The organism is Promicromonospora alba (assembly GCF_042654905.1).
GTDB lineage: Bacteria > Actinomycetota > Actinomycetes > Actinomycetales > Cellulomonadaceae > Promicromonospora > Promicromonospora alba.
This window is the reverse complement of sequence record NZ_JBHSFI010000001.1, coordinates 310,492-331,032: the sequence shown is the minus strand read 5'-3', so window position 1 is coordinate 331,032 and position 20,541 is coordinate 310,492. Positions and strand designations below refer to the sequence as shown.

The window sequence follows — 20,541 nt, the reverse complement described above, 5'->3', positions numbered from 1 at the left end:
CGAGATGCATGACACTTGCGTGTACAGCGTGCAGCCTTCGTGTCATGCATGTCAACGGGCTCCGGCCGCGCGTTCTGGGATACTCCGGGTATGTCGTCGTCGCGTCGTCCCGAGCAGCTTCTCCTCGCGTTCCTCGGGGAGTTCGTGCTCGACGCCGACGTCGAGCACGTTCCCTCGGCGGTGCTCATCGGGCTGCTCGCGGAGCTCGGCACCGGCGACGCCGCGACCCGCGCCACGCTCGCCCGGATGAGCCGCCGCGGCCTGCTCGAGAAGGTCCGCGCGGGCCGGGAGGTCGCGTACGGCCTCGCCCCGGCCGGCGAGTCCGTGCTCCGCGAGGCGCGCGGCCGGGTGCTCGCCGACGAGCCCTTCGCGCCCGTCGGCACCGGCTGGACCCTCGTGACGTTCTCGGTGCCGGAGAGCCAGCGGGACGCGCGGCACCGGGTGCGGGCGGCCCTGACCTGGGCGGGTTTCGGCCTGCTGCGCGACGGGCTGTGGATCGCCCCCGGCGAGGTCGACGTCGCGTCGGCGCTCGGCCCGCTCGACGGCGACCTCGCCGGCGTCGAGCTGTCCGCGTTCCGCGCGTACGAGATCGAGGGCTTCTCGGCGACGCGGGCGGTCCGCTCGGCCTGGCGGCTGGACGAGATCCGCGCGCACCACCTCCGGTTCCTCGCCACGTGGGCTGACGTCGGGACCGGGGTCGACAGCTCGGACCGGCCGCTGCGGGACATGACGGCCCTCGGCGCAGACTGGCTCGCGCTGCTGCGCGCGGACCCCCGGCTGCCCGCCGAGCATCTCACCGCCGACTGGCCCGCCGGGCGTTCCGCGGCCACGTTCCGCCGGCTGCGCGAGGTGTTTGTCGGCGCCGCGCGGGCCGACCTCGCGGGCCTGCTGGGCCGGACGGGCGCTCCGTCGCCCACGTGACATTCGACTGATTCTTGACGGGCGTCACGGAAATGCTTGACGTCGTGGAGCGTGGTGGGGCACGATCGAGGCCTCGCCGACGGTGGGCTGCCTGAGACAGCAGCCTGTCGCGGCCCGCCCACGAGGATGTGAGCAGTGGACCAGCCGCCATCTCAGCCAGCACAGAGCAACCACCTGAGCAGAGCCAACTACGCGACCATCTGGGAGTCAGTCGCCCGGGCGTGCCCCGACCGGCCCGCCGTCGTCGTCGCCGGCCGCGCCATGACCTACCGGGACCTGGACGACGCCGCGGCCCGTGTCGCCGGGACCCTGCGCGCCGAGGGACTCGGCGCCGGGTCACGCGTCGCGATCTTCATGTACAACCGCGTCGAGTACCTGGTGACCGTGTACGCGGCGTACAAGATCGGCGCGATCCCGGTCAACATCAACTTCCGCTACCAGGGCCGCGAGCTCGCCGACCTGCTGCGTGCCTCGCACGCCGACGCCCTCGTCCACCCGACCAGCCTCGGCCGGCACGTGCGCGACGCCGCCCGGCACGTCCCGTTGCCCGGCCTCGTGCTCGCCGTGCCCGACGACGACGGACCCACCGAACCCGGCCGGCCGTTCGCCACCGCGCTGGACGCCGAGCCGCTCGACCCGCAGCCCCTGTCGCCGGACCATCAGATCTTCATGTTCACCGGCGGCACGACGGGCACCCCCAAGGCCGTCGCGTGGACGCACGGGAACCTGTTCGACAGCCAGCTCTTCTCGATCTACGGCTCGCTGCCGGTCGCTGTCCCCGGCGACCTCGACGAGGTGACGCGCATCGCCGCGCGGACGGACCTCCCGCCGACCGTGACCCTGCCGCTGACCCCGCTCATGCACGCCCTGGCCCTGTTCAACGTGATGAACGCGCTCGTGCTCGGGGGGTGCGTCATCTTCCTGCCGTCGGTGGGCCACGACGCGCTCGCCGCCGCCCGGGCCATCCACGAGCGGCGCGTGACCCGGCTGATCGTGGCGGGCAACGCCGTCGTCGGACCGCTCGTCGACGTGCTCGACTCGCCCGAGGGTGCCGGGCTCGACGTGTCCAGCCTGACCACGGTGCTCAGCTCGGGCATGGCCTGGTCCGACGAGCTCAAGCTGCGCCTCATCGCCCACGCGCCCCGGGCGACGCTCGTCGACATCTTCGGCTCCAGCGAGGGCGGCCCGTTCGCGTACGGGGTGGTCCGCGGGCCGCAGGACATCCCCTGCCATCCGCGGCTGGCCCCGGGCGCCGTCGTGTTCGACGCCGGGCTGCGCGAGGTCCAGGACGTCCCGGGCGCCACCGGCGTGCTCGCCTACCGCGGGCAGATGCCGCTCGGCTACGACGGCGACCCGGAACGGACCGCGGAGGTGTACCCCACGATCGACGGCGTCCGGTACGTCATGCCGGGGGACCACGTGCGGGTCATCGGTGACGGCCTGGTCGAGCTGCTCGGTCGCGGGTCGGCGGTGGTGAACACGGGCGGCGAGAAGGTCTTCGCCGGTGAGGTCGAGACCGTCCTGGTCGAGATACCCGAGGTGACCGACGCCGTCGTCTTCGGCACGCCCGACCCCCGGTGGGGCGAGGTGGTCACCGCGTACGTCGTGACCGCGCCCGGCTCGTCGCTCACCACCGAACGGATCCAGGAGGAAGTCGGACGGCGGCTCGCCGGCTACAAGAAGCCGCGCAAGGTCTTCCTGGTCGACGCCCTGCACCGGAGCCCGAGCGGAAAGCTCGACATGCGCGCCCTGCGCGCCCAGGTCCCCGAGCTGGAGGCCACCGAACGAGAGGCGGGTCAGCACGCATGAGGTTCCACGACGCGCACATCCCCTTCGGCCTGAGCTGGACCTCACCGTTCGCCAAGTGGCAGGGCCCCCTCGCGGAGGTGAACAGCCTCGACCTGGCCGTCGACGTCACCGGCCGGGCGCTGGAGGCTCGTGGGCTGCCGCCCGAGGAGATCACCGAGTGGACGCTCGGCTGCACGGTGCCCCAGCAGTACGGGTTCTACGGCGTGACCCTCGTGTCCCGGCGGCTGGGCGCCGGCCGGTACGGCGGGCCGTGGCTCTCCCGGGCCTGCGCGACGTCGGCGGTGGTCGTGGAGCACCTGGCCACCCAGGTCGAGCTCGGCGCGCACGCCACGACCATCGGCGTCATCACCGACCGGACCAGCAACGGCCCGCTCATGCTGTACTCCAGCCAGCGCAGCACCGGCGGCGCCCCGCTGGCCGAGCACTGGGTGCTCGACCCCATGAAGCTCGACCCGACCACCGGCCAGAGCATGAACGACACCGCGGAGAACACCGCCGTCGACGGCGGCTACACGCGCGAGCAGGTCGACGAGGTCGCGCTGCTGCGCTACGAGCAGTACGTGAGCTCGCTCGCCGACGACCGCGCGATCCAGCGGGAGTACATGGTGCCGGTGCGCATCCCCACCAAGAGGGGCGAGAGCTGGGTCGAGGAGGACCACGGCGTCTTCCCGACCACCGCAGAGGGCCTGGCCAAGCTGTCACCCGTCAAACCCGGGGGAGTGGTCACCTACGGGGCGCAGACCCATCCGGCCGACGGCTGCGCGGGCGTCGTCGTCGCGACCGCCGAGCGCGCCCGGGAGATCGGGCAGGACGGCGTCACCGCGCAGATCCTCGCCACCGGGTTCGGCCGCGCCGAGCCCGCGTACATGCCCAAGGCGCCCGTCGAGGCGGCGCGCGTGGCGCTCGCGGACGCCGGGATCGAGATGTCCGACGTCGACGTCGTCACCACGCACAACCCGTTCGCCGTGAACGACCTGTGGCTCGCCGACCAGACGGGCTACCCGCTCGAGCGGATGAACCCGTACGGGTCCTCGCTCGTCTACGGCCACCCGCAGGGGCCGACCGGCGCCCGGGCGATCACCGAGCTGATCCACGCGCTTCACGCCCGGGGCGGCGGCACCGGCCTGTTCACCGGCTGTGCGGCGGGCGACTCCGCCGGGGCCGTCGTGGTCCGGGTCGACGGCTAGCCCGCCCCTGAGCCCGCCAGCCCGACCCGACCTTTCCGCACGAACCAACGACCTCGATTGCGAGCGAGCCGATGACCCCAGTACCCACACCGCCTACGACAGAGACAGAGACGGCGCCGGCCCCCACGAGAGTGGCCCTGGCCGACCTGCCCCAGCACGCCGGGACCGTGTTCGGCCCGTCGCCGTGGCGCGGCATCAGCCAGGAGGAGGTCAACGACTTCGCCGACCTCACCGCCGACCACAACCCCATCCACGTCGACCCCGACGCCGCCGCGCGGTCTCCCTTCGGCGGGACCATCGTGCACGGCTACTTCACGCTGAGCCTCCTCGTCCCGCTCATGGCCGAGATCTTCGAGGTCACGGGCGTGGCGACCGGCATCAACTACGGGCTGGACCGCCTGCGCTTCCCGGCGCCGGTGCCGGTCGGGGCGCGGGTCCGGGTGCTGTCCACGCTCCGCGAGGTCACGGAGGTACCCGGCGGATACCAGACGGTCTTCGAGAACGTCGTCGAGGTGGAGGGCCAGGCCAAGCCCGGCGTCGTCGCCGTGATGGTCCTGAGGTTCCTCGGATGAGCGCGCCCATCGGCCTGACAGGCAAGGTCGCGATCGTCACCGGCAGCGGGCAGGGCCTCGGGCTGGCCTACGCGAAGGCGCTCGCCGCGGCGGGCGCGCAGGTCGTGGTGAACGACGTCGACGCCGCCGCCGCCGAGCGCGCCGTCGCGGCGATCACCGAGGCGGGCGGCACGGCGGTCGCCGTGGTCGCCCCCGTGGGCCCGACGAGCACCGCCGACCTGCTCGTCTCGACAGCCGTCGAGGAGTTCGGGCGGCTCGACGTGCTCGTGGCCAACGCCGGGGTGCTCCGCGACCGGGTGCTGTGGAAGATGGCGGACGCCGACTTCGACGACGTCATCGGCACGCATCTGCGGGGCACGTTCACCACGGTGCGCGCGGCCGCGATCCGCCTCCGGGAGCAGGGCGAGGGCGGCCGGATCGTCGTGATCGGGTCCCCGGCAGGGCAGCACGGGAACTTCGGGCAGACGAGCTACGCGGCGGCCAAGGCCGGCGTCGTCGCGATGGCCCGTACGTGGTCGCTGGAGCTGGCGCGTGCGCAGGTGACGGTGAACGTGGTGGTCCCCACCGCGATCACCGCGATGACCGCGACCATCCCCGTGTACAAGGAGGTTGCCGAGGCGTACGAGCGGGGCGAGGCCCTGCCGCGCGTCGTGCGCCGGGAGCACGCGCTCGGCGGACCGGAGGACGTGGCGCCGCTGATCGTGTGGCTCGCCTCGGACGGCAGCGCGGGCGTCACCGGGCAGGCGATCGGCGTCGGCGGCGACAAGCTGTCGCTGTACTCGTACTCCGAGGAGCTCGCCGTCACCTACCGCGAGGGCGGCTGGTCGGCCGAGGCGATCGCCGAGGCCTGGCCGTCGACCTTCGCCCCGGCCGGGCAGCCGAGCGGCATCACGCTGCCGCCGCTGGACGCTGATGCCGTCGCACCGTGAGCCGGTCCGGGTCGAGTTCGCCGACACGGACGCGGGCGGCCGCATCCATCACACGGCCGCCCTGCGGTGGGCGGAGCGGGCGGAGCACCAGCTGCTCCGCTCGCTCGGCTGGGCAGAGCTCACCCGGTTCCCGCGCCGCCGGCTGGAGGTGGACTTCCTCGGCCCGCTCCGGTTCGGCGACGAGGTGGTCGTCGAGATCGCGGCCACGGCGGTCGGCCGGACGTCCATCACCTACGGCTGGCAGGTGCTGCGGGACGGCGTGAGCTGCGTCGAGGGCACGACGACGTGCGTCCACGTGGACGACGACGGCCGGCCCTGCCTGGTGCCTGCCGAGCTGCGGGTGGCGCTCAGCTGACGGGCCGATCACGATCGTGGCTCGGGGGCCGGCCGCAATCAGTGTGCTAGGCGCCGAGCGGCTAACGCACCCCCGGTGGGGACGCGAGCCCAACTGTCTACCGAGAGCGATGTGTGGTCCGGTGCAATCTGCGGTGGTGCCGAGACACAGCTTGGATGGGAGGGGTGTCGCGGTTCGTCTGCGCCGGTCTTCTTGAGCGTTATCGCGAGGTGAACCGTGACGGCCGGCTGGAGATCGGGAGGCGATGAGATCAATTCATGCAGGGGTACTGACCCTTGTACTCGCTGCACTTTGTGCTGGATGCGGGAGCGAGGCACCAGCGAGCGAACTGACGGATCGGCCCGTGCTCCCGACTCTGATCGGCACGCCCCCGACCTGCCGGACGGCCCTCGAGGGATCACAGGTCGACGACCAGCAGCTACGTCAGCAGGCCGAGTTCGACAGCTTGGTCGCTTGCGAGACGGCAGAGCACTGGGTCGACATCGGCGCCGAGATTCTGGCCGATGACGCAGGGGCACTCGTTGCGCGTCTCGAAGAACTCTGTGAGAGCGGCGGGCTGCGGCACGCCGAGACCCCGGTGTGCCGCAGCCTGTCATAGAGAACTCAGTGCGTCGTCATGACGCTGAACCCGGTACCAGGGAGGTAGGCGGTGACAGGGTCGCCTGACCCGGGAGGTTACGCGCTGTGGCCCGGCCCGCTCACGTGGTCGGCAGCACCGGCGGCGTCGAGCGCTGGGCCACGTGGTCGGCGAGCTCGGGCGCGTGGCGGCCGATGACCTCGCGCACGCGCGCCGAGGCGGGTACGCCGAGGCGCTCGTAGGTGTCGAGGAAGAGCTCGCGGGCCTGCGGCCGGGGCCAGCCCGCGGGCAGGAGCGACGTCGGCAGCTCGGGGTCGAGGCCGGGGAAGGCGCGCCAGGCGTCCATGAGCTCGGTGCGCCGCACGAGCGCGTCGACCGGGTCGATGGACCCCCTGCCGAGCGCGGCGTGGGTCGGCTCCCACTCGTCGACGAACGCCTGGTACATCGTGGCCAGGCCGTCGAGGTCCCAGGCGCTCTGCGGGGGCACGGTCGAGGGCAGGTCGGGTGCGGTCGCCACGAACGCCGTGGCCGCCGTGACGCCGAGCCCGACCAGCTCGGCGAGCGCCTCTGCGTGGTGCTCGTGGGGCGAGACCCACAGCGCGTCGTAGAGCGGCGCGAAGCCCAGCCAGCGCAGGCGCGTGCGTAGCGCCTCGCGGACGGAGCGGTTGGCCTCCGGCACCGAGAACGCGACGACGCTCCAGCGTCCGTCCCAGGCCGCGCCGTCGTCGGCGCCGAAGCTGAAGATCCGGGCGGCGCCGTCGCTCAGCACCTCCTGGGCGCGCGGCGTCAGGCCGTGGAAGGTGTTCCGGCCGGAGCGGGTGGTCGCGAGGAGCCCGTGCTTGACCATCCGGCTCAGGGCGGCCCGGGCGGCGACGTCGCTGACCCCGAAGTCGGCGAGCAGCTCGACGAGCGCGGCCGACGGCAGCGGTTCGCCGCGGCCCCACCAGTAGTCGCCCAGCAGGGTCAGCAGCAGGCTCGGCGGCGAGCCCTGGCGGGTGCGGGGCAGGCGAGGGTGGTCTCTGCCGGTTCGGGCGTCGGCCTTGCTGCTCGCTGTGGTCGCCTTCGTCATAGGTCGCCTTCCCAGGTTCAGAGCTCGGGCCAGAACTCGATGCTTGACATACCGTACACCGACCGCCGATGGTTGTGTCACGTTACCGAAGGAGCATCTGACGATGAGGTTAGCCAGCACCGTCGACGCCCGCCTGCACGCCGTCGTGCGGGACCGTCTCGTCGACCTGACCGATGCCCTGGGAATCAGCGTGGAAGTCGCCGGCTCCGGCGCGGGCGGTCCGCTGCTCGCGTTCCTCGAGCGCGGCGGCACCCTCGCCGAGCTCGCCGCCCTGCCCCTGTACGGCCTGCCCACCCGCCCGCTGGACGGCGCCCGGCTCGCCGCGCCGATCGCCCGCCCGGGCAAGGTCGTCGGCGCCCCGGTCAACTACCTGGACCACAAGGCCGAGATGGGGGAGCAGAGGACCATCGCCGAGTACGGCGTGTTCCTCAAGGCGAGCTCCTCGGTGATCGGCCCCGACGGCGCGATCCGGCTGCCGTACACCGACGTGCGGACCGACCAGGAGGGCGAGCTCGCCGTCGTCATCGGGCGGACGGCGAGCCGCGTGGCCGCCGCCGACGCCCTCGACCACGTGCTCGGTTATGCCCCTGTCCTGGACATCACGGTGCGCTCTACCGAGGACCGCTCGACCCGGAAGTCGTTCGACACGTTCACGCCGTTCGGTCCGTGGATCACCACCGCCGACGAGGTCGGCGACGCCGGGGACCTGGAGCTGCGCTGCTGGGTCGGCGGGGAGCTGCGCCAGCGGGTGTCGACCAAGGAGCTGATCTTCGACGTCGCCGAGCTCGTCGCGTACACCAGTCACGTCATGACCCTGTACCCCGGGGACGTCATCGCGACGGGCACCCCCGCGGGGGTCGGGCCCATCTCTGCCGGCCAGCGCGTGGTTGTCGAGATCGACCGGCTCGGGCGGCTCGACATCCCCGTCACCGACGACGGCGCGATCCCCTACGGCAGCCGGCCGGGTGCGCGATGAGTGCGCTGAACCCCCTGTTCCGGCCGCGGAGCATCGCCGTCGTCGGCGCCTCGGCCAGCCCAGACAAGGCCGGGCACGCGATGATGCAGGCGCTCGACGGCTTCGCCGGCGACCTGTACCCGGTCAACCCCCGCGGCGGCGCCATCCTCGGTCGCACCGCCCTGGCCGGCCTGGGCGAGCTGCCCGGTCCGGTCGACCTTGCCGTCCTCGTGGTCCCGCCGAAGGCCGTCCCGCACACGATCGACGAGGCAGCGGCAGCAGGGGTGCGGGCCGCCGTCGTCTGCGCCGGAGGCTTCGGCGAGAGCGGCCCCGAGGGCCTCGAGCTGCAGGAGCAGACGGTCGAGGCGGCGCGGCGCGGCGGCGTCCGGCTGCTCGGTCCCAACACGTCCGGCTTCATGAACCCCGTCGACGGCGTGTTCGCGAACTTCATGCCCGCGGCCGCCGGGCTGCGGCCGGGCACGGTGGGGATCGTCGCCCAGTCCGGCGGCGTCAACCTCGCGATCGCCTTCCTGCTGGAGCGCGCGGGCATCGGCCTGCGCCTGGGCGTGGGGCTGGGCAACGCGGTCGACGTCGGCTTCGCCGAGATGCTGGACTTCTTCGCGGACGACGACACGACCGCCGCCGTCGGCCTGCATGTCGAGGGTGTCGCGGACGGCGCCGCCCTGGTCGCGGCCTTGCGCCGGGTCACGGCCCGCAAGCCCGTGGTCGCCTTCAAGGTCGGGCGCTCCGACGTCGGCGACTTCGCCAAGTCCCACACCGGCTCGCTCACGGGCTCCTACGCGCTGACCCGCGCCGCGCTCGCGCAGGCGGGAGCGGTAGTGGTCGACGGCCTCGACGAGATGGTCGCCGCCGTCGCGGCCCTGCGGTCCGTCCGGCTGCCCGCCGCGCCCCCGTCGGCGACCGGCGTCGCGGTGCTCACCGGCCAGGCCGGGCCTGGCCTCGTTGTCGCCGACGCGCTTGGCGCCCGGGGCGTGCGCGTCCCCGAGCTGGCCCCCGCGACCCTCGCCAGGCTCGGCGAACTTCTGCCGCCGCTGACCTACCAGCGCAACCCGGTGGACACCGGGCGGCCCTCGGCCACCTTCCCCGACGTGCTGCGCCTCGTCGCCGCCGAGCCAGGGATCGCCGCCGTCGGCGTGTACGCGCTCGACGAGCCCGGCGTCCTGGACCCGGTGAGCGCCGTCGAGGGCGTCGCCGGGCGGGTGCTCTACGCCACCGGCGGACCGGCGGCCGCCGTCGAGGAGCACCGGGCACGGCTGGAGAAGCTCGGAGTGCCGCTCTACGCCAGCCCCGGCGACCTCGCGATCGGGCTCGCCGCCCTGGTCAGCGACGCCGCCGCCCGCGCGGTACCCGACGCGCCGCCCGTCACCGCCACGCGGACCCTCGGGGGCGACCTGGACGAAGGCCGTGCGCTCGACGAAGACCAGGCCAAGGCGCTCTTCGAGGCCCAGGGCCTGCGCACGATGGGCCGTAGGGCGGTCGAAGACCGGGCCGCCGCCCACGAGGCCCTGGACGCGCTCGGTGGCCCGGGCCGCCCCGTGGTCGTCAAGGTCCTCGACGCGACGGTGCTGCACAAGTCCGACGTCGGCGGCGTGCACGTCGGGGTCCGCAGCCACGCGGAGCTGGACGCGGCCCTCGACGCGATAGACGCGATCGACGGCACCTCCGGACGGCGCTACCTCGTAGAGGAGCAGGCGCCGTCCGGCACCGAGCTCATCGTCGGCGGCGTCCGCGACGCGGTCTTCGGGCCGGTCGTCCTGCTCGGCCTCGGCGGCGTCGGGGTGGAGCTGGGCTCGGAACCCGTCCTACGCCTCGCGCCCCTGTCCGCCGAACGTGCCGCCGAGATGGTCGACGCACTGCCCTCCGCCGTGCTCGACGGCTTCCGGGGCGCGCCGCCGGTCGACCGCGCGGCGCTCGCGGCGACCCTGCTCGCCGTGAGCGACGTGCTCACGCAGCACCGCGACATCACCGAGATCGATCTCAACCCGGTACGGGTCACGGCCCGCGGTCCGGTCGTCCTGGACGCCGTCGTCGTCCGGACCCCAGAAGAGGAGAACCATGGCCAGCACGCCTGAAGTCCGCGAGACCCTCGTGATCGGTGCCGGGCCCGTCGGCCTGACCGCGGCCCTGGCGCTGCGGTCCTACGGCCGGCCCGTGACCGTCCTGGAGGCCGGGCCGGACGGCCGGGAACGGCCGGGCAGCCGCGCGATCTTCACGCACAGCCAGACGCTGCAGATCCTCGACCGGCTCAGCCCCGGGCTCGGCGCCGAGCTGTACGAGCACGGCGTCTACTGGAACACCCAGCGCACCTTTTACGAGGGCAAGGAGGTCTACGCCAAGACCTACCCGGACCCCGCGGCGGGGACGTACCCGCACTTCACGAGCCTGCCGCAGGTCGAGATCGAGCGGTACCTCTACGAGCGCGCGGTCGCGGCCGGGGTCGAGTTCGCGTGGGAGCAGGAGGTCTCCGCCGTCGTCGCCGCCGACGACGGCGTGGGGGTCACCACCGCGGGCGGCGACCGCTGGCAGGCACAGTACGTGATCGCCGCCGACGGCTCACGCTCCGCCGTCCGCAAGCAGATCGGCACCCGGATGGAGGGCGGGCGCGACGACGGCTGGTACATCGTCGTCGACGTCGACGAGATCGAGCAGCCGGCGCTGCCCCAGGAGCGGCACTTCCACTACGCCCACCCCGCTGTCCAGGGCCGCAACGTCCTGGTCGTGCCGTTCGCCGGCGGCTACCGGGTCGACCTGCAGCTCGTCGACGGCGACGACCCGGACAAGTTCGCCTCGCCCGACGGCGCGCGCACCTGGCTCGACGCGGTGCTCCCGCCCGGGTACGCGGAGCACACGTCGTGGGTCTCGACCTACCAGTTCCTCCAGCTCGTCGCGCACGACTTCGCCGACCCCGCCCGCCGGGTGCTGCTGGTGGGGGAGGCGGCCCACCTGTTCGCGCCGTTCGGCGCGCGGGGCCTCAACTCGGGAGTGCCCGACGCCGAGGCGGCCGCGTCCGCCGTCGTCCTCGCGCTCGCCGCCGGCACCCGGGAGTCCGGGCGGACGGCGGTCGAGTCGTTCGCCCTGGCCCGCCGGTCCGCCGCACTGTTCAACCGGGACGCCGCAGGGGAGGCGCTGGCGCACCTGCGCCCCACTGCCGAGAAGGCCCAGGAGGTCCGGGCCGCCGCCGAGGTCGCCCCGCAGAACGAGGCGGCGTCCAACTGGCTCGAGAAGGCCCCGTACGGCCCCCGTGGCGTCCACACCGCGCAGACCGTCTACCGGTACTGAGCTACCGAGTCCACGAAGAGGTCCACGAAGAGAAGGTGGCGAAGATGTCCGTACTCAGCAATGTGCAGGTGGCCTCGGCGGTGGCGCTCGGGATGCAGCGGCTGTCCGCCGTCGGCATCAAGCTGGCCGCGCGCGGCAAGCCGGCGCCGTTCCCCGAGTACCCGGCGGACGTCGCGGAGATCAGTGTCCCGACGGCGCTCGGCCCGGCCCGGGCGTTCGTCTACCGGCCCGCGGGCCCGTGCGGCCCCGGATCTCCCGTGCACGTCAACTTCCACGGCGGCGGATACGTCATGCGCGACGTCCAGCTCGACGACCCCCTGTGCCGCTACCTCGCCGCCGAGGCGGGTGTGGTGGTCGTGAACGTCGACTACGCCGTCGCGCCGCAGCACAGGTTCCCCGCCCCGCCGCACCAGGCCTACGACGTCGTGCGGTGGGTCGCCGAGCACGGGGACGCCCACGGCTGGGACGGGAGCCGGCTCACGGTCGGGGGCCAGAGCGCGGGCGGCGCGCTCGCCGCAGCGGTGGCGCGCCAGGCCCTGGAACAGGGCGACCCGCGGATCGCGCTCCAGGTGCTCCACTACCCGCCGCTCGACCTGGTCACGCACGCCCGGGACAAGGTGGCGGCCGGCGCGGACCCGCTGATCAAGCCCTGGATGGGCGACGTCTTCGACAACGCCTACATCCCGGACCCCGCGATGCGCGCGGACCGCCTCGCCTCCCCGGCGGGCGCCGCTGACACGGCCGACCTGACCGGTATCGCACCCGCGGTGGTCCTGACCTGCGAGCTGGACCGGCTCCGCGGGGACGGAGTGGCCTACGCGGAGCGGCTGCGCGCGGCGGGCTCCCTGGTCACCCACGTCGACATCCCCGGGGTGGACCACGGCTACGACATGAACGACCTCGACACGGCCCGGCGTACGTACGCGTTCATCGCGGAGCGCCTCCGGGAGACATTCTCAATGACGAGAGGACAGTCATCATGACCATCACCGACAACCCCGCCGCTGTCACCGAGAGCGTCCAGTTCCCGCCCGGGCGCCTCTTCATCGGCGGCGAGTGGCGCGAGGCGGCCGACGGCGGACGCCGCGACGTCATCAGCCCGGCGACCGGCCGGGTGATCTCCTCGGTGGCCTGGGCTGCGGCCGCCGACGTCGACGCGGCCGTCACCGCGGCGCGCGAGTCCTTCGACTCCGGCGTCTGGTCGCGCCTCAGCGGCCGGGAGCGCTCGCGCGTCCTGCTGAAGGCCGTCGAGATCCTGCGCGAGCGGCGCGAGGAGCTCGCTCAGCTCGAGAGCCACGACGTCGGCAAGCCGATCACGTTCGCGCGGATCGTCGACGTCGAGCACGCGATCCTGCAGTTCGAGTACGCCGCGAGCCTCGGCCAGCACCTCGACGGCTCGGTCCGCGAGATCCCCGCCAACGCCCACGCGTACATCCGCAAGGAGCCCATCGGCGTCGTCGCGGCGATCACGCCCTTCAACTTCCCCCTGATCCTGTCCTCGACCAAGATCGCCCCGGCCCTCGTCGCCGGGAACTCGGTGGTGCACAAGCCGGCCGGCGACACCCCGCTCAGCGCACTGTTCATGGCCCAGGTGCTCAAGGACGCCGGCGTCCCGGGCGGCGTCTTCAACGTCGTCACGGGCTCCGGCGCGAGCCTGGGCGACCACCTCGTCGGCCACCCGCAGGTCGACAAGGTCGCCTTCACCGGGTCCACGGAGGTCGGCGCGCACGCCGCGGCGCTCGCGGCGCGCACCCTCAAGCCGTTCACCGCGGAGCTCGGCGGCAACGCAGCCAACATCCTGTTCGCCGACGCCGACCTCGACAAGGCGATCGGCACCGTGATCGGCGCGTTCGTGTTCAACGCCGGCCAGTTCTGCATGGCCGGCCCGCGCCTGCTCGTCGAGCGGCCGGTCTACGACACCGTGCTGGGCATCCTCGGCCAGGCGGTCCCCGGCGTGCCCTTCGGTGACATCACGGACGACGCCACCGTCGTCGGGCCGCTCGCCAGCCAGAAGCAGCTCGACAAGGTCACGGCCATGGTCGAGACCGCGCGCCGGGACGGCGCGCAGGTGGTGTGCGGCGGCGAGCCCGCGGATCTGGGCGGGGACCTGGAGGGCGGGTTCTACTACCGGCCCACGGTCCTGGCGGGCCTGTCGTCGGACGCCGAGTGCGTGCGCGAGGAGGTGTTCGGTCCGGTGCTGACCGTCCAGCCCTTCGACACCGAGGAGGAGGCGATCGCGATGGCCAACGGCACGGCGTACGGCCTGGCCTCCGGCATCCAGAGCTCGGACATCGCGCGCATCCACCGCGTCGCCAAGCGGCTCGACGCCGGGATCTGCTGGGTCAACGGCTGGGCCGTGCTCGACCCGGCGGTGCCGTTCGGCGGGGTCAAGTCGTCCGGGTGGGGCAGGGAGTACGGCCCGGAGGCACTGGCGTCCTACCAGCGCACCAAGTCGATAGTGATCGACCTCGGGGAGGACCCGTCATGAGTGTCACCACCAGGGCCGCCGTCCTGACAGCGCCTCAGGCGCCGTTCACCGTGCGGGACGTCGAGCTGGCCGGCCTGCGCGAGCACGAGATCCTCGTGCGCATGGTCGCCACCGGTGTGTGCCACACCGACCTCGGCGTGTGGGCGGGCGGCATCCCGTTCCCCCTGCCCGGCGTCATCGGTCACGAGGGCGCCGGGGTCGTCGAGCAGGTCGGCTCGGCGGTCACCACGACCGCCCCGGGGGACAAGGTGGTGCTGAGCTACACGTCCTGCGGCGACTGCCCGGCGTGCCTGGACGACCATCCTGCCTACTGCGCCACCTGGCTGGCCCGGAACCTCTTCGCCGGGGCGCGCGAGGACGGGACCGCGACGCTCTTGGCGGACGGTGCGCCCCTCGGCGGTCATTTCTTCGCGCAGTCCTCGTTCGCCCAGCACTCGATCGCCGAGGAGCGGAACGTCGTCGTCGTGGATGCCGCCGCCGACCTCGTGAGCCTCGCCCCGCTCGGGTGCGGTGTGATGACGGGCTTCGGGTCGGTGTGGAACGCGCTCGACGTGCGGGCGGGCGCGCGGGTCGCGGTGTTCGGCGCCGGCGCCGTCGGGCTGTCGGGCGTGGTGGCCGCCGCGCTGCGCGAGCCGGACCTGCTCGTCGCCGTCGACGTCGTGCCGGAACGGCTGGAGCTCGCCCTGGGGCTCGGGGCCACGCACGCGATCAACGGCCGGGAGTCCGACGTCGTCGCCCGCATCGCGGAGCTCACCGGTGGCGCGGGCCTGACCCACGCGTTCGACACCACGGGCGTGCCGGCCGTGGCCAGGTCCGCGATCGAGGCGCTCGGCGCTCGGGGCCACCTCGTCACCTGCGGCGCCCCGCCGCCCGGGACCGAGATCCCGGTGGACTTCCAGGGGATCCTCCCCGGGAAGTCGGTCAGCGGCGTGACCATGGGCGACGCCGACCCGAAGGTGCTCATCCCGCAGCTCGTCGAGCTGGTCGCCACCGGCCGGCTCCCGCTCGGGCGGCTCATCAAGCAGTACCAGCTGTCCGAGCTCGACGCGGCCTTCGCCGACATGCACCACGGCACCACCGTCAAGCCGGTCATCGTGTACTGACCCACCGCCGTCCGCTCACTATTTCTATTACACCTATTGCAATACGTTGACATAGGTGTAATTGCCTCCTACGCTGCACGACAGGTCGGGCCAGCGTCGGCGCGACGAGGAGGAGCGGACGATGAGGTTCGGACAATTTCGGACGATGAGGTTCGGCAGGCTGGCGGCTGCGCTCACAGCGACGGCGCTCGCGCTGGGCGCGGCGGTCGGCGGGACGACACCCGCGACCGCCGCGACCGACCGCGACGCGGACGCGGCGATGGACGCGTTCGTCGAGGCGTTCTGGGACCCGTCCCGGAACTACTTCTTCACCTACAGCGACCGCCAGGTCCACGAGGAGCACGCGCACGGGCCGGAGGACGGCCTGTACACCGACTTCTGGTGGGAGGCGCAGCTCTGGGACCTGGTAATGGACGCCTACGAGCGCACCGGCGACGAGCAGTACCGCCGGATGCTCGACGACGTCTACGACGGGTTCGTCGCGTACTACCCGACGTTTGAGAACGACTTCAACGACGACCAGGGCTGGTGGGCCAAGGGGTGCGTGCGCGCCTACGAGATCACCGGCGAGGACCGCTACCTCGACTGCGCCGAGGACCTGTTCGCCACGATCTGGGCCGACCAGGACGACACCTACGGCGGCGGGATCTGGTGGCGCAAGTCGGTGCGCGACCAGAAGAACGTGGCGACCAACGCGACCGCTGCCTGGACGGCGGCGTGGCTCTACGACGCCACCGGCGACGCCGACTACCTCGCCGCGGCCAAGACCCTCTTCGACTGGGTCGACACCCACCTGCACGAGGACGGCCACGTCTACGACCACTTCGAGGGCGACCCCGCACGCCTCGTGAAGTGGGACTTCACCTACAACTTCGGCACCTACATCGGGGCGGCCGCGCAGCTGGCGGCGGTGACCGGTGACGACACCTACCTCGACAAGGCGACGGCGGCCGCCGACTGGTCGACCGAGCACCTGACGAACGGCGGCACCTTCGTCTCGGAGGGGATCAATGACGGCGGCGGGTTCAAGCCGATCCTCGTGCGCACCCTCATGACCCTCGTGAACGAGCACGGCCAGGACCAGTACCTGCCCATGCTCCAGGCGAACGTGACCCAGGCGTGGTCGCACCGCCGTCCGTCCGACGACCTCGTGGGCCCGAACTGGTCCGCCCCGACCGGCGCCGAACCGCTCCAGAGCCTGACGGCGGCCGCCGCCGTGTCCGGTCTCCAGGTCGTCACGCCCAACCGGTGGTCCGGTCCCCAGCCGGGCACCGGCATCCACGACGCCGAGAACGGCCGCGCCGCCGGGTTCGGCGCGGAGAGCAGCCAGCCGGGTTTCCTCGGCCGCGGCTACCTCGCCGGCTGGAACGCCGACGGCCAGGCCGTGACGTTCGACGTCGTCGCGGCCTCCGGCGGGCCGCACCAGCTCAGGTTCCGCTACGCCGGGGCGGCCGGCGACGCCGTACGCCGCGTGCTGGTCGACGGCGTCCCGGTGGCGGACGCGCTGACCTTCCCGGGTACGGGCGCCTGGTCCAGCTGGTCCGAGGTGGTGCTCGACGGCGTCCACCTCGGCGCGGGCCACAACAGCGTGACCGTCGAGTACTCGTCGGCCGCGGGGAGCGCGAACTACCTGAACCTCGACCGGATGACGGTCTCCCGGCAGCTGGAGGCCGAGTCCGGGCGCCTGAGCGGCGTCCGCGTCGAGACCACCCAGCCGGGCTTTACCGGGACGGGTTACGTCGCGGGGAGGGACGCCCGCACGCAGCGGATCGACCTGCCCGTCACCGTGAGCGGGCCCGGCGCCTACGACGTCACGCTGCGGTACGCGGCGGGGGCCGGCGACGCGTCGCGGCACGTGCTGGTCAACGGGTCGCGCGTGGCGAACCAGTCCTTCCCGGGTACGGGTTCGTGGGGCACGTGGCGCACGGTCACCATGCCGGGAGCCGAGCTGCGTGCCGGCCGCAACACCGTCTCCGTGGTCGTCACCGCGGGGCGGGGCGGTGCCACCCATCTCGACCTCGACCACGCGACGCTCCGCTACACGCTCGACGACGACACCGGCCGCACGACGGGAACCGATTCATGACCAGCACACCAGCTCCGCTCGGCGCGCCCGCGGCCGGCGCCCTGTACGACCCGGACGTCCTCGCAGGACTGGTCGCGGCAGTGCGCGACCGGCTGGGCGACCGGGTGGCGGACGCCGTAGAGCGCTGCATGGCGGACACGCTCGCCCGGACGATCACCCCGCACCCGGACGGCACGGCCTTCGTGATCACCGGCGACATCCCGGCGATGTGGCTCCGCGACTCCACGACGCAGCTCGCGCCGTTCCTGCACCTCGTGGGCGCTGACCCCCGGCTGGCCGACACGATCGCGGCAGTCTCGCGGCGGCAGCAGGACTCGATCCTGCACGACCCCTACGCCAACGCGTTCAACGACGGCCCGACCGGGGCCGGGCACCGGGACCGCACGGGTGAGCCGGGAACCGGCCAGTCGCCGTGGGTGTGGGAGCGCAAGTACGAGATCGACTCTCTCGCCTACCCGGTGCAGCTAGCCCACGACCTCTGGCGGATCACCGGCCGCACCGACCACCTCGCGCGGTTCGACGAGGTGGCCCGCACCGTCGTCGACCTGTGGCGTGCCGAGCAGCGGCACGAGACGTCCGCGTACACGTTCGAGCGGACCGACTGCCCGCCGTCCGACACCTTGGTGCGCGACGGGCGCGGCCCCGAGGTCGCGTTCACGGGAATGACGTGGGCGGGCTTCCGGCCGAGCGACGACGCGTGCCGGTACGGCTACAACGTGCCGGGCAACGCGTTCGCGGTAGTGGTGCTCGGCTACGTCGGCACGCTCGCGTCCGAGGTGCTGCACGACGACGTCCTGGCCGGCGACGCCGCCGCGCTCCGGGCGGACATCGAGCGCGGCATCCGGGTGCACGGCGTCGTCCCCGGACCCGCGGGCGAGCCGGTGTACGCGTACGAGGTCGACGGGCGCGGGGGAGTGCTCCTGGCCGACGACGGCAACTCGCCCAGCCTGCTGTCCCTGCCGCTGCTGGGCTGGTGCGCCGCCGACGACCCGCTCTACACCGCGACCCGCGCGATGATCCTCAGCGACGCGAACCCCTACTACTACAGCGGTTCGGCGGCGTCCGGGATCGGCAGCCCGCACACGCCCGAGCGGCACGTCTGGCCCATCGCGCTCGCGATCCAGGGGCTGACCAGCACGGATCCCGACGAGCGCCGGGAGCTGCTGGACCTGATCCTGGCGACCGACGCGGGGACGGGCGCGGTCCACGAGTCCTTCCACGTGGACGACCCCGCGACCTACACGCGCGAGTGGTTCTCCTGGGCGAACGCGATGTTCTGCGAGCTCGCCCTGGAGACCGCCGGGCTGCGCACGTACCGGCGTCCGCGATGAGTGCCGCCGTGAGCGGTACCCGCCGTCAGCAGACCATCAGCGCGTGGATCTTCCTCGCCGTGCCCGTCGCGCTGTTCGCGGTCTTCCTGCTGCTGCCGGTGGTCATGGCGATCGGCCTGAGCCTCACCGACTACGCGGTGATCGGCGACTTCGAGTGGGTGGGCCTGGCCAACTACGCGCGCATCGTCGACGACCCGATCTTCTGGGTGGCCGTGCGCAACACCGCGCTCTACACCGTCCTGTATGTGCCGGCCGGGGTCCTGGTCGCGCTCGGCACCGCCCTGCTGCTCAACCGCAGCAGCCGCACGTCGCGCGTGTTCCGCACGCTGTTCTACATCCCGGTGGTGTCCTCGACGGTCGCCACCGCCGCGATCTGGTTCTGGCTGCTCAACCCGCAGTACGGCCTGCTCAACGTGGTGCTCGGCTGGTTCGGCATCGACGGCCCGGCCTGGCTGTACGAGTCCCGCTGGGCGATGATCGCCATCGTCATGATGAGCGTCTGGGCCGGGTTCGGCGCCAACATGATCATCTACCTCGGGGCGCTCCAGGGCGTGCCGGGCGAGCTGGTCGACGCCGCACGGGTCGACGGCGCCGGGGCGTTCCGCGTCTTCTGGCACGTGACGCTGCCGTCGATCTCGCGGGCCACGTTCCTCATCCTCACGCTGCTGCTGATCGCCGCCTTCCAGGTGTTCGACCAGGCCTACGTGCTCACCAAAGGCGGGCCGGGCAACTCGACGCTGACCCTCGTCTACTACATCTACGACCGCGGGTTCGGCCGCCTGGAGATGGGCTACGCCTCGGCGCTCTCGTTCGTGCTGTTCCTCGTCATCCTCGTGTTCTCTGTCGCCAACGCCCGCGCCACCGGACGGGAGAGGGACCGATGAGCGCCGTCACGAACGCGCCGGCGAACGTGCCGGCCGACGCGAGGGCCGCCGCCCCGCCGGTGCTCCAGAAGCGGCCCCCGACCGCCCGTGCGGTGCTCGGCCGGCTGGTGTGGACGCTCGCCGTGGTGCTGATCAGCCTCACCACGGTGATGCCGCTGGTCTGGACCCTGTCGACGTCGCTCAAGCCGGAGGGCGAGATCCTCTCGTCCTACCTGCAGCTCGTGCCCGAGAATCCGACGCTCGCCAACTACGTGACCCTGTTCACCGACGGGCCCTTCGGGCAGTACCTGGCCAACTCGGCGATCATCGCGCTCGGCGGCGTCGCCACCAACCTGTTCTTCGGCGGTCTGGCCGGGTACGCCCTGGCCAAGCTGAGCTTCCGGGGCCGCGGCGTGGTGTTCTCGCTGTTCCTCGGCTCGATGATGGTGCCGGGCATCATCACCATGGTCCCGACCTTCCTGGTGCTGCGCCGGTTCCCCCTGGTCGGCGGGAACGACCTGTTCGGCGAGGGCGGCGCGGGCTTCATCAACAGCTACGGCGCCGTGCTCATCCCGTTCGCCGCCGGACCGTTCGCCGTGTTCTTCATGCGGCAGTTCTTCCAGGCGCTGCCCGACGAGCTCGGCGACGCCGCGCGCATCGACGGCGCGAGCGAGTTCCGCATCTTCTGGAACATCTACCTGCCACTGGCCAAGGCCGGCCTGGCCGTGCTCGGCGTGCTCACGTTCCAGGCCGGCTGGAACAGCTTCCTGTGGCCGCTGATCGCCCTCAACGACCCGGAGATGCTCACCGTCCAGGTGGGCCTGGCGGGATACGTCAACGAGTACCAGACGGAGTACGGGCCGCTGCTCGCCGGCACGATCCTCGCGAGCCTGCCGGTCCTCGTCGTCTTCATCTTCGCCCAGCGCTACATCATCGAGAACTTCGCCCACTCGGGAACGAAGTGAGCCACACCAGCGAGCAGGACATCTGCAAAGG

At 72.6% G+C, this 20,541-nt stretch carries 18 protein-coding genes; 17 read left to right on the top strand and 1 reads right to left on the bottom strand.

Annotated elements, in window-relative coordinates:
• The first annotated feature begins 48 nt into the window (after positions 1–48).
• The 7 genes from ACFO6V_RS01560 (at position 49) to ACFO6V_RS01530 (ending at position 6,371) form a co-directional block, all read left to right on the top strand.
• Positions 49–921, top strand: a complete 873-nt coding sequence (locus ACFO6V_RS01560) for a PaaX family transcriptional regulator (RefSeq protein ID WP_377131457.1) — start codon at positions 49–51, stop codon at positions 919–921.
• A gap of 135 nt (positions 922–1,056) precedes the next feature.
• Positions 1,057–2,730, top strand: coding sequence for an AMP-binding protein (locus ACFO6V_RS01555; RefSeq protein ID WP_377131454.1), 1,674 nt, complete (start codon positions 1,057–1,059; stop codon positions 2,728–2,730).
• Positions 2,727–3,917, top strand: a complete 1,191-nt coding sequence (locus tag ACFO6V_RS01550) for a thiolase family protein (RefSeq protein WP_377131452.1) — start codon at positions 2,727–2,729, stop codon at positions 3,915–3,917. The genes ACFO6V_RS01555 and ACFO6V_RS01550 overlap by 4 nt, the downstream gene beginning before the upstream one ends.
• A gap of 71 nt (positions 3,918–3,988) precedes the next feature.
• The gene (locus ACFO6V_RS01545) at positions 3,989–4,489 is read left to right on the top strand and encodes a MaoC family dehydratase (protein ID WP_377131450.1); all 501 of its coding nucleotides are present in this window, start codon (positions 3,989–3,991) and stop codon (positions 4,487–4,489) included.
• Positions 4,486–5,418, top strand: a complete 933-nt coding sequence (locus tag ACFO6V_RS01540; protein ID WP_464720274.1) for an SDR family oxidoreductase — start codon at positions 4,486–4,488, stop codon at positions 5,416–5,418. The genes ACFO6V_RS01545 and ACFO6V_RS01540 overlap by 4 nt, the downstream gene beginning before the upstream one ends.
• The gene (locus ACFO6V_RS01535; protein ID WP_377131447.1) at positions 5,402–5,773 is read left to right on the top strand and encodes an acyl-CoA thioesterase; all 372 of its coding nucleotides are present in this window, start codon (positions 5,402–5,404) and stop codon (positions 5,771–5,773) included. Before ACFO6V_RS01540 ends, ACFO6V_RS01535 begins: the two co-directional genes overlap by 17 nt.
• A 343-nt stretch (positions 5,774–6,116) precedes the next feature.
• The gene (locus ACFO6V_RS01530) at positions 6,117–6,371 is read left to right on the top strand and encodes a hypothetical protein (protein ID WP_377131445.1); all 255 of its coding nucleotides are present in this window, start codon (positions 6,117–6,119) and stop codon (positions 6,369–6,371) included.
• Positions 6,372–6,471: 100 nt separating this feature from the next.
• Here ACFO6V_RS01530 and ACFO6V_RS01525 read toward each other — a convergent pair whose 3' ends face one another.
• Positions 6,472–7,419, bottom strand: a complete 948-nt coding sequence (locus ACFO6V_RS01525; protein ID WP_377131443.1) for a PaaX family transcriptional regulator — start codon at positions 7,417–7,419, stop codon at positions 6,472–6,474.
• Between the two features lie 103 nt (positions 7,420–7,522).
• Here ACFO6V_RS01525 and ACFO6V_RS01520 point away from each other — a divergent pair, with 103 nt between their 5' ends.
• The 10 genes from ACFO6V_RS01520 to ACFO6V_RS01475 all read left to right on the top strand — a co-directional run bounded on the left by ACFO6V_RS01520 (position 7,523) and on the right by ACFO6V_RS01475 (position 20,510).
• The gene (locus ACFO6V_RS01520) at positions 7,523–8,395 is read left to right on the top strand and encodes a fumarylacetoacetate hydrolase family protein (protein WP_377131441.1); all 873 of its coding nucleotides are present in this window, start codon (positions 7,523–7,525) and stop codon (positions 8,393–8,395) included.
• A complete protein-coding gene (locus tag ACFO6V_RS01515) occupies positions 8,392–10,467 on the top strand; it encodes an acetate--CoA ligase family protein (RefSeq protein WP_377131439.1) in 2,076 nt (691 codons plus the stop codon). The genes ACFO6V_RS01520 and ACFO6V_RS01515 overlap by 4 nt, the downstream gene beginning before the upstream one ends.
• Positions 10,451–11,674, top strand: coding sequence for an FAD-dependent monooxygenase (locus tag ACFO6V_RS01510; RefSeq protein ID WP_377131437.1), 1,224 nt, complete (start codon positions 10,451–10,453; stop codon positions 11,672–11,674). The genes ACFO6V_RS01515 and ACFO6V_RS01510 overlap by 17 nt, the downstream gene beginning before the upstream one ends.
• 44 nt (positions 11,675–11,718) lie before the next feature.
• Entirely contained in the window at positions 11,719–12,657 is a 939-nt protein-coding gene (locus ACFO6V_RS01505; protein WP_377131435.1) for an alpha/beta hydrolase, read from the top strand.
• A complete protein-coding gene (locus tag ACFO6V_RS01500; RefSeq protein ID WP_377131432.1) occupies positions 12,654–14,162 on the top strand; it encodes an aldehyde dehydrogenase family protein in 1,509 nt (502 codons plus the stop codon). Before ACFO6V_RS01505 ends, ACFO6V_RS01500 begins: the two co-directional genes overlap by 4 nt.
• A complete protein-coding gene (locus ACFO6V_RS01495; RefSeq protein ID WP_377131430.1) occupies positions 14,159–15,265 on the top strand; it encodes an NAD(P)-dependent alcohol dehydrogenase in 1,107 nt (368 codons plus the stop codon). Before ACFO6V_RS01500 ends, ACFO6V_RS01495 begins: the two co-directional genes overlap by 4 nt.
• A 145-nt stretch (positions 15,266–15,410) precedes the next feature.
• The gene (locus ACFO6V_RS01490) at positions 15,411–17,351 is read left to right on the top strand and encodes a glycoside hydrolase family 76 protein (RefSeq protein WP_377131428.1); all 1,941 of its coding nucleotides are present in this window, start codon (positions 15,411–15,413) and stop codon (positions 17,349–17,351) included.
• A complete protein-coding gene (locus ACFO6V_RS01485; protein WP_377131426.1) occupies positions 17,348–18,682 on the top strand; it encodes a glycoside hydrolase family 125 protein in 1,335 nt (444 codons plus the stop codon). The genes ACFO6V_RS01490 and ACFO6V_RS01485 overlap by 4 nt, the downstream gene beginning before the upstream one ends.
• An 8-nt stretch (positions 18,683–18,690) precedes the next feature.
• Positions 18,691–19,566 (top strand): carbohydrate ABC transporter permease, encoded by an 876-nt coding sequence (locus ACFO6V_RS01480; RefSeq protein ID WP_377131424.1) that lies wholly within the window; start codon positions 18,691–18,693, stop codon positions 19,564–19,566.
• Positions 19,563–20,510 (top strand): carbohydrate ABC transporter permease, encoded by a 948-nt coding sequence (locus ACFO6V_RS01475; RefSeq protein ID WP_377131422.1) that lies wholly within the window; start codon positions 19,563–19,565, stop codon positions 20,508–20,510. Before ACFO6V_RS01480 ends, ACFO6V_RS01475 begins: the two co-directional genes overlap by 4 nt.
• Positions 20,511–20,541: the final 31 nt, after the last annotated feature.